Source organism: Arthrobacter agilis, from assembly GCF_002953615.1.
GTDB lineage: Bacteria > Actinomycetota > Actinomycetes > Actinomycetales > Micrococcaceae > Arthrobacter_D > Arthrobacter_D agilis_B.
Genome location: NZ_CP024915.1, coordinates 1,494,803 through 1,507,628 on the forward strand (window position 1 = coordinate 1,494,803; position 12,826 = coordinate 1,507,628).

Below are 12,826 nucleotides of genomic sequence, written 5' to 3' on the forward strand. Positions count from 1 at the left end.
GGAGACGTTCTTGGCGAGCTGCCCCCGCAGTTCCGTGAGCTGCCGGTGGTCGACGATGATCGGCTCGGCTGCAGGAGCTGCCGTCGGCCTGCCCTTCCGGCGGGACTGCTGCTCCTGCTGGCGCTGGCGCAGCAGCTGGCCCACCTGGTCGGCGTCGAGCAGGCCAGGGATCCCGAGGAAGTCGAGCTCCTCCTCGCTGCCCATCTCGCCGCCCGTGCCGAACTCGCCGCCGTCGAACAGGACGCGGTCGAAGGACGCCTGCGACTCGAGGGCCTCGAACTTCTGCTTGGTCAGGGCATCCGACGCCTTGTCCTCGCGGTTCGCGGCCTCCATCAGCCCGTCCTCGAGGCCGAAGCCTTCGTCGTCCTTCTCGGGGCGGTCGAGGGCGTGGTCGCGTTCGAGTTCGAGCTGATTCGCCAGCGCCATGAGGTTCGGCACCGAGGGCAGGAAGATCGACGCCGTCTCGCCTCGCCGGCGTGCACGGACGTACCGGCCGACGGCCTGGGCGAAGAACAGCGGCGTCGCCGTCGAGGTGGCATAGACGCCGACCGCCAGTCGCGGGACGTCGACGCCCTCGGACACCATGCGGACCGCGACCATCCAGCGTTTGTCCCCCTCGGAGAACTCCTCGATCTTGGAGGAGGCCTTGGCGTCGTCGGACAGGATGACCGTCGGGGACTCGCCCGTGATCTTCTTCAGCTGGCCGGCGTAGGCCCGCGCGTCGTCGTGGTCCGTCGCGATGACGAGGCCCCCGGCGTCGTGCACGGTGCGCCGCACCTCGGTGAGCCGCTTGTCGGCGGCCGCGAGGACGGCGGGGATCCATTCGCCCGCCGGGTTCAGCGCCGTGCGCCAGGCCTGGGCCGTGATGTCCTTGGTGACCGCGGCCTCGCCGAGCGACGCCGCCATCTCCTCGCCGCCGCTCGTCCGCCAGCGCATCTGGCCCGAGTAGGCCATGAACATGACGGGCCGGACCACGTGGTCCCGGAGCGCCTGGCCGTAGCCGTAGGTGTAGTCGGCGCGCGATCGGCGGATCCCGTCGCGGTCCTCGGCGTATTCGACGAAGGGGATCGCGGCGGTGTCGGACCGGAACGGCGTCCCGGTGAGCGCGAGGCGTCGGGCCGCGGGCTCGAAGGCCTCCCGGATACCGTCGCCCCAGGACAGCGCGTCACCGCCGTGGTGGATCTCGTCGAGGATCACGAGGGTGCGGGCCGCCTCCGTCTTGGCGCGGTGCAGCATCGGCTTGCTGGCGACCTGCGCGTAGGTCACGGCGACACCGATGAACGCGCCACCGTGGCGGCCGTCGGCATTCTTGAAGTTGGGGTCGATCGCGAGACCGACCCGCGCCGCGGCGTCGGCCCACTGGCGCTTGAGGTGGTCGGTCGGAGCGACGACCGTGATGCGGTTGACGATGCCCCGGTCGACGAGCTCGGTGGCCACGCGGAGCGCGAAGGTCGTCTTGCCGGCGCCCGGGGTCGCCACGGCGAGGAAATCGCTCGGGGACTCCCGGAAATACTTCTCCAGCGCTTCGCTCTGCCACTGGCGCAGCTTGGGGGCGGTCCCCCAGGCTGCGCGCTCCGGATATGCGGGAGGCAGGGCTGCGCCGGTACCGAACAGGGTGTCACTACTCACGCCGGGACAGTACCTTCCATTGACTTGCTGGGGGTGAGGCCGGGGCCGTCATCCGATGACCGGGCCCCTCTCAGACCCGAAACTATACCTGCTGCCGTGAACACCCACAGAGCGAGCCAAATGGCAACGAAGGTGGGCACGTGTCCTGGATCCGCCGGGTCGTGCAGGAGGGCGAAGAGCGCACCCGCGCCGGCGGTGCCTGCCACACCGCCGAGCTGGTCGGAGATCTGCAGGGCCGCGGAGTTACGTCCCTGTTCGGTGGCGGCCGAGAGTTTCAGCACCAGGACCGAGGTGCTCGAGAGGGTCATCCCCATGGCGAAGCCGGACAGCCCCCAGACGACGACGAGGACCCAGAGCGGGGCCTCCGTGGCCGTGGCGAGGGCGAATCCCCCGAGCGAGAGGGACAGCACGGAGGAACCGGCGACGAGCAGCCACTGACGGCCGAACGTGACCCGGGCCTGCACGAAGGACCCGGCGCTCCAGCCGAGGGCACCTGCGCTCAGGGTCAGGCCGGCGGTTCCCGGGTCGATACCGCGGGAACTCACGAGCATCAGGGGGATGAAGGCCTCGGTCCCGAAGAACGCCACATTGACGATGCCTCGCGTCGCGATGATGCTGGGAAGCCCGCGGGCCAGGACAAGGGTGCCCCGGGGCAGGAGCGCGGGCAGGACCGCGAGCGCGACGACCACCCCAGCGGCTGCCAGGACCACGAGTCCCACCAGGGTTCCGGTTCCAGGATCATCGGTGTCGGCGAGCCGGACGACCGCCCACTGCGCGGCGAACACCCCGCCGGCCAGCGCGAGACCACGGACCACCCGCGCCTTCGCCGGAGCGGCGTCGGCCGCCGCCATGGCCCCGAGCTCCCTCGTCTTGGGCCATACGATCACGACGGCGGCGATCACCACCGGGGCGACGCCGAGGAACACCCACCGCCACCCGAACTGCTGCGTCACGAAGCCGGCGACCACCGGGCCGATGAGTGCCGGCAGCACCCACGCGGCTGCCAGCCAGCCGAACACGACAGGTTGGGCCCGCTGCGGGAAGGACCGGCCGATCACGACGTAGACCGCCACGATCATGAATCCGCCACCGAGGCCGGACACGGCCCGCCCCACGGTCACGAGCCAGAAATCCGGGGCGGCTCCTGCTGCGAGCAGCCCAAGGATCATGAGGGACATCCCGACGGCGAGGGCCGGCCGCGGTCCCTTGCGGTCGCACCAGGACCCGGCCACCACGGTGCCCAGCAGCGACGCCGTCAAGTACATCGAGAAGGCCAGCCCGTAGCTCGATTCGCCCGAGAGTTCATCGGCGACCACGGGCATGGCGGTGATGACCGCCATCGCCTCGAACGCGGCGCAGGTGATGATCGCGAGGATCCCGATGGTGAGGGGGCGGAGCTCGGGCGACATCGCTCCGGCGGCCTTGCTCGCGGTCTTCTTCATGCCACCTTGTCCTGCTTGTTCGGGTTCGTGTCCGGGTACGTGTGTGTCGTCGGACTCTGTTCGGGTCCTGGCTCGAGTTCCGGGTCGGGCTCGGGTGCGCGTCCTGGCTCGAGTTCCGGGTCGGGCGCGGCTGCGTGTCCGGGCTCGAGTTCCGGGTCAGGCTCGGGTGCGTGTCCGGGCTCGAGTTCCGGGTCAGGCTCGGGTGCATATCCGGGCTCGGGTGCGTGTCCGGGCTCGAATTTCGGACTCGACTTTCGGGTCAGGCTCGGGTGCGTTTCCGGGTGCGTTTCCGTGTGCGTCTTCGGTCAGGCCGGTGTCGCTTCGGTCCTGGGACCCGCCGTCCTCAGGCCGGCCGTGACGACCGTGGGCGCTCCTCGCTGCGGGCACGCCCCGGCCGACGCTTCCTCCCGGAAGCGCTGGGTGGAACCTGTTCAGCCCTCGGGCTTGTCGTTCCCCGGGCGGAGGCCGTTGTAGATCTCCTTGCACTCGGGGCACACGGGGAACTTCTCAGGGTCACGGCCCGGGGTCCACACCTTGCCGCAGAGTGCGATCACTGGCTCGCCGGTGAAGGCCGACTCCATGATCTTTTCCTTGCGGACGTAGTGCGCGAACCGCTCTGCGTCACCGGGCTCGACTTCCTGGCGTACTTCCTCACGTTCGATGGTCGCCGTGGAGCCGCCCATGCCGGCGTCGAGGGGATCGTTTGCGAAGGGGTCTGCAGGCATCGTCATGCGTCCAGTCTATCGCTCGGCCGGGCGACAGGCAGGGGCGCGAGGGATGACGCGCCGTCGACGGCCGCGGAAACAATTCTGCTGTCATATCCGATTCTTCGTGCGGCCGCCCGTCGACCGGTTCATTCCCTCCCCGAATTGTCAGTGGTGGAGGCGACAATAGCGGTATGAGAAATTCGGCGGAGCAATTGAGGGACATGGGGCGGATCAACGACCGCATCACCTCACTGAGCGCCGAGAAAGCCCGGATCGACGCAGAGCTGGTCGACGCCGCCAATGAATTGCGTGAACTCCTCGAAGACCGTTTCCTGCAGGATTTTCCTACCCCGAAGCTACCCCCGGAGAATGGGCGGGGGGATTCACGACGGCGGCGGACCAACCTCGCCGATACGGCAACCGCGACCGAGATCGCATGCCTGCTGCGCATCAGCGAACGGTCCGCCCACCGCCTCGTCCAGCACGCGGCACTCCTCGCCCAGCATCACCCGAGGACACTGACGGCATTGCGCACCGGCACGATCACCTGGGCACACGCCACCACGCTCCTCCACGAGTACGCCGGACTGCCCGCCGGCACTGCCGCCCGGATCGAGGACGCCCTGCTACCCGTGGCATCCGCCACCACGGTGCCCCGGTTGTCCTACCGGGCCCGCCGCCTCCGCACGCAGGCCCATCCCACTACCCTCGAGACCCGCGCGCGCAACGCGGTCGATCACCGGCGCGTGGACCTCGAACCCGCCGACGACGCCATGGCCTGGCTCCACATCCAGCTTCCCGCCACCGACGCGGCAGCCATCGACACACGCCTCACCACGACCGCCCGGGCTCTGCAATCACCCGGCGAACACCGCACCCTGCCCCAGCTCCGCACCGATGTGTTCACCGACCTCCTCCTCGCCGACTGCACCTGTCCCACCACGGAGGCCGCGGAAGGAACGATTCCAGCAGGAGCAGGAGCAGGAGCAGGGGCTGATTCGGCCACAGGTGCCGGAACCGGCGCAGGTGCTCGCTCCAGCCTTGGTCATGACGGTGGTACCGGGTGCCGGCTACACGCAGACGGTTACAGGGTCCGTGCCTCCATCAACGTCACCGTGCCGGTCCTGACACTCCTCGGGGTCGACGACGCACCTGCAGACCTCGAAGGATACGGTCCCGTCCCCGCGGACATCGCCCGGCGCCTCGCCGCCCATGCCCCCTCCTTCACCAGGTTGCTCACGCACCCCGAGACGGGTGCAGTCCTGAGTGTCGGTCGGACCACCTACGCCGTGCCCGCGGACCTCAAGAAGTGGTTGCGTGTCCGCGATCGAACCTGTCGGCACCCGGGCTGCAACGTCGCGGCGTCACGATGCGAACTCGACCACACCCAACCCTGGTCCCAGCAGGGCACCACGACGCAGACCAATCTCGCCCACCTCTGCCGCAAGCACCACATGCTCAAGAGCGAGGGCATCTGGCATTACCGACAGTCCGACGCCGGCACCCTCACCGCAACGTCACCGACAGGCCGCACGTATACCAGCGAACCCGAACCACCACCCTTCTAGCGCGGATGTCGCGGAGAGATGTGCCTGCTCATGGGTCGTGCATCTGAAGCGCGTTCCGCGTGCCGAATCAGCGGGTGGGCGCTTCGCAGCCGATACCTGCTGGGTTCTCGATGCAGTTCTCACTGACGCTGTGGCCCTTGGTACGCCAGATGCTCATGAGGTGTGGCGCGGACACCACAGCAGCCTCGCCTGCAACGGGCTGGAACGGGCCTCCGTCCACCGAGTAATCGCCGGCGAAGTAGGTGGTCAGTGTGAGATCGAAGTCGCCCGTCTGCGCGTACTGGTGGCTGGTCGGTGTCCTGGTGTCGAACGCGTCGCCCTCCACCGGCCCACCGGGAGTCGTGGTCGTCGCTGTCGTTCCGTCCCCGTAGTCCCACTGATACGTCACGGGCCGGGCCTTGAGCACGATCGTCGCGTCCTGGAACTCGAAGGTGAACTCCTGCTCCTGGGCTTCGGCGTAGATGTTCGAGTGGGCGTTCCGTAGACCGAAATTCAGGGGTTGGGAGATGATCGTGGCGGCCAGGACCGGCCGCTTCTGGAACTCCTCGAGGGTGATCACGATCGGCGCTTCCTCGGCGGCAGGGGCTCCCGCGATCGGCGCTTCGGGCACCTCGCCCGGATACATGCACGACGAGCGACCAGTAGGGGTCTCGGTCGCGGGCTGCACGTTGTTGTTCACCTCGATCCAATTGACGAGGACGCCGCCGTCGCGGGCATCGCACTGGGCGTTCATAGTAGGACAGGTTGCGGGGTCCAGATCGCTCCCGACCGAGGCAGTGCAGGCTCGCTCGTATACATAATCGATGCCGTCACTTGTCGGCAGCGCCGCGGCCCCGACTGCAGGCACGATTGGATCTGTCCGCGAACCAAGGGACGCGGAGCCTGCCGGTGTTTGCGATGGCGATGAATTAGAAGCTCCAAACTCATTATCCTCGGCGAACGCAGACGGAACGCCACTTTGCGCTGAGGCAAAAGATGAAGAGACGAGCTGCAATATCAGCACAGGAACAACTACCCACAGCCGCATACCAGTGTTTGGTCGCATCACGTTCCCTCCGGTCTCCCGAAATCAAGCATTAGCCAAGCGCCGTTCTCAAAGATGGAGAAAGTTACGTTCACAGACGCATCCGGGGAATTACCGAGAGATTTGATCCCGGATTTTTCATGATAGGTGAGGTCGGTCTGCTGGTAGTTAACAAAGGACTGAACCGATCCGGATGTATTAAGGCGGAAATCAGTCTCGAAATCGATAACCTGGAAATTGCCCCCAGTCATCCAACCGCCGTCCGAGTAGAAATCCCCAACGACTTGGCGAGTTTGAGCACAAGTTTGACACCCCGGGTCGGTCACTTCGTCGTATGGTGCCCAGTCATTTGTTTCGTAGCCATAGGAGAACAACTCGAACCAGTACTTGGTGAAGGCCTCCAGGCCCTCCTTCGAGTTCTCGTCCGCAAGAGCAGGCTTGACGGGGACCGGGACATTGGCAGCAGGACCGGCCGACGACGCTGGGGCCACCGGAGCTGTGGGGGTTGGCGCACCCGTGGTGGGTGCTGCCGGCGATGACGCCTTCGCAGTCGTCTGATTGGCTGAAGGATCGCCGTCGCCCTGGCATCCCGTCAGCAGCATCACCGCGATGACCGCTCCCGCCAGCGCCGGCGTTCCCCGCTCCCGGCTCCTTGCACCCACAGAGAACACGGCACGCCCCCATCGAAGTCGGTCACCTACCCGGAATCGCCCTAGCATAGCCCCGAGCCATCGGGCAGCTACAGGTTATGCACAGACCAAATCCGTGAAAATTCCGACGTCCGGAGCAACCCTCGCCAGCCGTACCGACTCCGCTCAGGTGCTTCGACCCCGCCGGGCCGATTAGCACTCACCGGTTGGCGGACACCGACAGCAGCAGTTCCGGAGCCCTGCGGTCGTACCATCGACCTCCGGAGCGGATCCCTACGACGAGCAGGATCACGCCGAGCACCGATCCGATGACCAGGGTCAGCCAGCCGAACAGCGCGTCTCCCGTGACGAAGTACACGATGGCCAGGATGATCTCGGGCAACGCGAGCAGCAGCATCACGAACCAGCCGATGAACTGCACGGCGAACATCGTGAAATTCGTCCCCGGCGGCGTCTTGAAGGCGCTCTCGCCGGGCAGTGGCACGTTGTAGGTGTACCGGGCCGACACGACGCTGGCCAGTCCCGTCCCCGTGAGCAGCAGTCCGATCGACAGGCCGAACAGGACCGGCAGGTCCTCGGCACGCCCCGTGATGAGCGGCGGCACCACCGTGAACACCAGAGTGATGGGCAGCGCGAAGACCAGCAGGGCCGCCGCCCGGCCCAGACGGTCATCACGTCCGCTCACCCCGGTGGAGAGGTGCAGGCTGAAGGCGGTGTTGTCGTACGAGATGTCGGCGGAGATGGACCAGGCCAGCAGGAACGCGGTGATGGGTCCGAGGAAGGCGAACCCGCCGCCCGATGCCCCTCCGGAGAAGTAGAGCAACACGGCGATGAACGGGATGACGATGAGCGAGGCGAAATACCGCGGGTCCCGCAGCCAGTAGGTCAGGGCCCGGGCAGCGATGGCACCGGCGGGCGTCGACGGGAACCGGCCGAGCCAGCCGAGGTTGCCACCCGCTCGTTTGGTGACCGCGTTGTAGGGAGGAGTGACGAGGGCGTGACCGAGGCTGCGGCTCCACAGCACCAGGAACAGCACCAGGGTCGCCGCACCGATCAGGAAGCGTACGACGGCGAGCCCGGGCTCCCCCGCGGCGACATCGGCCGGGGCCGCCCACAGGACGCCCAGTGGAGTCCAGGCGAGGACGTCGGCAAGGGACGCGGCGAAGCCGGGCGAATTCTGGAAACCGGCCGTCACTCCCCCGATGATCGGTCCGAGGAAGATCAGCGGGATGAACGCCACGATGCCGTTCACGTCCTTGAAACGGCGCGACCCCGTCATGGAGGACACGGCCGTCGTCACGAGGCGCGACGCGACGACGCACAGCAGGACGGCCACAAGGCCACAGACCAGCGCGGTGAGGGCGGCGGCGGGGTAACGGATCCAGGTGGCCACCTGCGCCAGTGCGGCGATGAGCGTCACCACTCCGGGGATACCCAGCAGCCCGCCGAGGACGAGGCCGGCCAGCAGTTGCCGCATCGGGATCGCGAACGTCACGAACCTCGCCGGATCGAGCGTCATGTCGATGCCGGTCGCTGCGATCGGGATGATGATCCAGCCGAGCACCGCCGCCGATCCGCCGATCACGAGGATCGTGCGGATGAGGGAGACGTCCGCGGTGCCCAGGAGCACGAGCGCGACCACGATGACGGACAGCAGACCCAGGCCGTACAGGCCACCCAGGATCACGCCGATCAGCTGCGCGGTGCTCCGCTTGAACGAATTGCGCAGCAGGAGGAGCTTCAGCTTCAGGAGGTCCGCAACCACGACAGCCCTTCCGACGTGTTGCGTCCCCCGACCAGCTCGACGAAGCGCTCCTCGAGCGTCGCCTCTCCGCGGACCTCGTCCACCGTCCCTGCGGCGAGGACGGTGCCCGCAGCGATGACGGCGACGTGGTCGCACATGCGCTGCACGAGGTCCATGACGTGGCTCGAGACGATGACCGAACCACCGGAGTGCACGTAGCCCGCGAGGATGTCACGGATGTTCGCCGCCGAGACGGGATCGACGGACTCGAAGGGCTCGTCGAGCACCAGCAGTTTCGGGGCATGGATGAGCGCCGACGCCAGCGCGATCTTCTTCGTCATGCCCGCCGAGTAGTCCACTACGAGCGTTCCTGCGTCACCGGTGAGGTCGAGGGCGCGCAGCAGGTCCCCTGTCCGCTCCATGACGGTCTCGCGGTCCATGCCGCGCAGCAACCCGGCGTAGGTGACGAGCTGCTCGCCGGTCAACCGGTCGAAGAGCCGCACGCCGTCGGGCAGGATGCCCATCAACTTCTTGGCCTCGAGGGGCTCGGCCCACACATCCACACCGTGGACGAGGGCCTGCCCGAAGTCGGGACGCAGCAGGCCCGTCGCCATCGACAGGGTGGTGGTCTTGCCGGCACCGTTCGGTCCCACGAGCCCGTAGAACGAACCCGGCGGCACCTCGAGATCGACACCGTTGACCGCGATCTTCTCGCCGAAGCGCTTGGCCAGTCCGCGGATGCTCAACGCAGCCGTGCCGGCCTTCGCCTCGGGATTGTTCTCGTCGGACGGTGGTGGCACAAGGGAACTCATGCTTCCACGCTAGCAACGCGCCCTCGCGCCTCTCGTCATCCCAAAGGAGGAGAAGGCACGCCCGTCAGAACGATCCCGCGCGTTCGTACTGGGGCGCCGGCACCAGGTCCTGGCCGAGCTCGTGGGCCGCCCGCATCCACCAGTGCGGATCCCGCAGCGCCGCCCGTGCGATCAGGACGACGTCGGCACGCGCGTTCCGGATGATCTCGTCCGCCTGGGCCGGCTCGCTGATCATCCCGACGGCACCGGTGGGCACGCCGGAGGTGCGCACCTCCTCCGCGAGGGCGACCTGGTAACCCGGCCCGACCGGGATGGACGCCGACGGTACCGCGCCACCGGACGAGACGTCGACGAAGTCCACGCCCTCCTCGGCAGCCCGCTTCGCGAGCCGTGCGGAGGTGGCGCCGTCGAGTCCGCCCTCGGTCCAGTCGGACGCCGAGATGCGCAGCAGGAGTGGCATGGTCTCCGGAACGGTGCGGCGGACCTCGCGGATCACGTCGAGGGTCAGCCGGAAACGCGCCTCCTCCGAGCCACCCCAGCCGTCCGTCCGGGTATTCACCAGGGGCGAGAGGAACTGGTGCAGCAGGTAGCCGTGGGCTGCGTGGATCTCGAGGGCGTCGAAGCCGGCGTCGACGGCGAGTGCGGCGGCTGCTCCGAAGTCGCGGACGACCTTCTCGATATCGTCCTCGGTCATGGCGCGCGGCGCCGCGTACCTGCCGAACGCCTCGTCGGTGGGAGCGAGCGTCTGCCAGCCGCCCTCCGATTCCGGCACCGAGCCGTTCCTGCCGCTGAACGGCCAGTAGGTCGACGCCTTGCGGCCCGCATGGGCGAGCTGCACGGCGGTCTTCGTCCCGACGGCGCTGTGCTCGTGGATGAAGTCGTTGATGCGGCGCCACGCCTCGGCCTGCTCGCGCGTGTAGATGCCGGCGTCGCGGGGGCTGATCATCCCCTCATGGCTGACGGCCGCGGCTTCCGTGATGATCAGCGCCGCACCGCCCGTCGCGAACTGGCCGAGGTGCACGAGGTGCCAGTCGGTCGGCACGCCGGCCGCGACGGCTGGATCGCAGGAGTACTGGCACATGGCCGCGACCCAGCCGCGGTGCGCGAGGTCGAGGGATCGGAGCGAGATGGGGTCGAAGAGGCCGGAGGTACCGGCCGCTGCAGCTGGAGAGGTCATGCCATCCTCGGGATCGGGAACTGGGTCGGAACGTGTGGATCGGGACAGGGCCCGGACGACGCCTAGAACAGGGCGCGGGCCAACGCCGCGCGGGCCTTGGTCACGCGCGGGTCGGTGACGCCCACGACGTCGAACAGCTCGAGCAGGCGCTTGCGCGCCGCTTCCTTGTCCTCGCCGGCGGTGCGTCCGATGAAGGCGATGATGCGGTTGAACGCGTCCTCGACATGGCCACCCGTGATGTCCAGATCGGCGACGGCGAGCTGGGCGTCGACCGCGTCCGGCTCGTCAGCCCCGCGCTGCCGCACGTCCGCGGCGTCGAGGTCCTGGACGCGCTGCATCAGTTCCACCTGAGCGAGCCCGGCCTTGGCGTCGGCGTCGGCCGGCTGCTCGGCGAGCGCCCGGCGGTAGGCCGCCGCGGCAGCCGGATAGTCGCCCGCCTCGATGGCGTCGAAGGCCGCCTGGTGCAGCGGCGACAGCGGCGGCTCCTCCGCGTCGGCAGGACCGGGCTGGGAACCGTCGTTGAGCGTTCCGGTCACGCCATTGGCCTCGGCGACCTTCATGAGCTCGTCGAGGTACGCACGGATCTGGGGGTCGGGCAGGACCCCCTCGAACAGGGGTACCGGCTGTCCCTTGACCACGGCGACGACCGTGGGAGCGCCCTGCGCCTGGAACGCCTGGGCGATCTGCGGCTGCGCCTGGAGGTCCACATTGGCCAGGAGGATCCGTCCGTCGAACTCCACGGCCGCGGCTTCGAGGACGGCCGTCACCTGGTTGGACTGCTCGCTCCAGGTGGCCCGGAGGTTCACCACCACGGGCACCTGGGACGAGAGCTGCACCAGCTGCGGGAACGTCTGCTCCGTCACCTCGACGATGTACGGGCTGGGCGCCGCGGACGCCTGTCGCGCCGCTGCAGGGCGTGCGGCGGCGTCGGCGCGTGCCTTGAGCGCGGACAGGTCCACCGCTCCCCGCAGATTCATGCTCGACGGCGGCATCCCGCCGCGCTGTGCTGGTGTGGACAATGCTCTGCCTTTCTCTGACTGCTGGTGGTGGGACCCGGGTCGCATCCTGCCGGTTCGGCTCAGCGGAGCGTGGCGGACAGCAACTGCTGGGCGGCGCCGATGACCCGGATCCTATCGTCGCTGCCTGCGGGTGGTACGTACATCATGACGGCCTCGCCGTAGTTGACGTCGATCCCCTTCTCGCTGGTGTCGGTGCCGGTCAGGGACTGGTACACCGTGCCTGTGAGGTCGATCGTGTCACCGGCGGCCTTGGGCACGCTGGAGTAGGTGTGGGTGAGGTAGCCGAACACCATCGCCCCGCCGTCGCCCGTCAGCAGCGCCTGGGTGCGGTCCGCCTGGGACTGGTGCGTGAAGGTGATGTTCGCGGCCGTGTTGCCCGGGTCCGCCACGACGCCGGCCTGGAACCCCGTGATCGCCTCCGCGAAGGAGTTCTCCTCGAAAGTGCCGGCATTGGCACCCGCAGGGGTCGTGAGGAAGTCGGCGATCGAGGCGACGGCACCCTGCGGCGCGACCGCGAGTGGCCCGGACGCGTCGAGCGGGATCGGGCCGGCCGCGCCCGGCGCCGGCGGCGACGGGAAGGTGCTGCCCGGGAGCATCTGGACCGCGGAAGTCAGCCTGTAGTTGTCGCGGGGCGTGTCCTGCACGAGCAGCAGGGCCTGCGGCACCGCGTTGTCGTCGCCCTGCGTCAGCGCGACGATCGTCCGGGGCCATTCGGCGCCGGTCGGGATCATGTCCAGCAGGACCGGGTCGGCGGCGACGGGCGCGGGAACGGCAGCGTTCTGGTCCTTGGCGCGGACGGCGTAGGAACCGGTGCGCAGGTCCAGCGCAGCACCGGCGACCCGGGGTGCGAGGAGTGTTGCGTCGGCGGCGGCATCGGCGTCGGACACGGTCGAGGCGACGGCATCGAGGATGCGTTCGAGCTGGCTCTCGACGACGACCGGCGGACCGCTGGCCTCGCTGCCGGCCGACGGCGCGCCGGTGGCAGCCGCGGTCGGGGAGGCGGTGGACGTGGAGGCGGTGGACGCGGAGGCGCGGAGGCGGTGGACGTGGAGGA

Annotated in this window: 10 protein-coding genes and 1 pseudogene; 1 reads left to right on the forward strand and 10 read right to left on the reverse strand. The window is 68.5% G+C overall.

Annotated elements, in window-relative coordinates:
* From CVO76_RS07205 to CVO76_RS07215, 3 genes are all read right to left on the reverse strand, one after another.
* A partial coding sequence (locus CVO76_RS07205; RefSeq protein ID WP_208741492.1) for a DEAD/DEAH box helicase occupies nt 1–1,629 on the reverse strand: 1,629 nt, incomplete at its 3' end.
* Nucleotides 1,626–3,071: an MFS transporter gene (locus CVO76_RS07210; protein ID WP_208741493.1), complete on the reverse strand. Its 1,446-nt coding sequence runs from the start codon at nt 3,069–3,071 to the stop codon at nt 1,626–1,628. The genes CVO76_RS07205 and CVO76_RS07210, both read right to left, overlap by 4 nt.
* A 431-nt stretch (nt 3,072–3,502) precedes the next feature.
* Nucleotides 3,503–3,802, reverse strand: a complete 300-nt coding sequence (locus CVO76_RS07215; protein ID WP_208741494.1) for a DUF3039 domain-containing protein — start codon at nt 3,800–3,802, stop codon at nt 3,503–3,505.
* 167 nt (nt 3,803–3,969) lie between these two features.
* Here CVO76_RS07215 and CVO76_RS07220 point away from each other — a divergent pair, with 167 nt between their 5' ends.
* Complete coding sequence (locus CVO76_RS07220) at nt 3,970–5,346, forward strand: HNH endonuclease (RefSeq protein WP_208741495.1); 1,377 nt, start codon at nt 3,970–3,972, stop codon at nt 5,344–5,346.
* Between the two features lie 67 nt (nt 5,347–5,413).
* Here the strand turns inward: CVO76_RS07220 and CVO76_RS07225 are convergent, their stop codons facing one another.
* From CVO76_RS07225 to CVO76_RS07255, 7 genes and pseudogenes are all read right to left on the reverse strand, one after another.
* Nucleotides 5,414–6,079: a PKD domain-containing protein gene (locus CVO76_RS07225; RefSeq protein ID WP_208741496.1), complete on the reverse strand. Its 666-nt coding sequence runs from the start codon at nt 6,077–6,079 to the stop codon at nt 5,414–5,416.
* A gap of 311 nt (nt 6,080–6,390) precedes the next feature.
* Nucleotides 6,391–7,041 (reverse strand): DUF6318 family protein, encoded by a 651-nt coding sequence (locus CVO76_RS07230; RefSeq protein WP_208741497.1) that lies wholly within the window; start codon nt 7,039–7,041, stop codon nt 6,391–6,393.
* A 178-nt stretch (nt 7,042–7,219) separates the two neighbouring features.
* A complete protein-coding gene (locus tag CVO76_RS07235) occupies nt 7,220–8,785 on the reverse strand; it encodes a transporter (protein ID WP_208741498.1) in 1,566 nt (521 codons plus the stop codon).
* Nucleotides 8,767–9,576, reverse strand: a complete 810-nt coding sequence (locus CVO76_RS07240) for an ABC transporter ATP-binding protein (protein WP_244186258.1) — start codon at nt 9,574–9,576, stop codon at nt 8,767–8,769. The genes CVO76_RS07235 and CVO76_RS07240 overlap by 19 nt, the downstream gene beginning before the upstream one ends.
* A 64-nt stretch (nt 9,577–9,640) precedes the next feature.
* Complete coding sequence (locus tag CVO76_RS07245; RefSeq protein WP_133080829.1) at nt 9,641–10,753, reverse strand: NADH:flavin oxidoreductase/NADH oxidase; 1,113 nt, start codon at nt 10,751–10,753, stop codon at nt 9,641–9,643.
* A gap of 62 nt (nt 10,754–10,815) precedes the next feature.
* Complete coding sequence (locus CVO76_RS07250) at nt 10,816–11,772, reverse strand: tetratricopeptide repeat protein (protein ID WP_208741499.1); 957 nt, start codon at nt 11,770–11,772, stop codon at nt 10,816–10,818.
* Between the two features lie 59 nt (nt 11,773–11,831).
* Nucleotides 11,832–12,826: pseudogene (locus CVO76_RS07255) on the reverse strand (hypothetical protein); the annotation flags it as partial.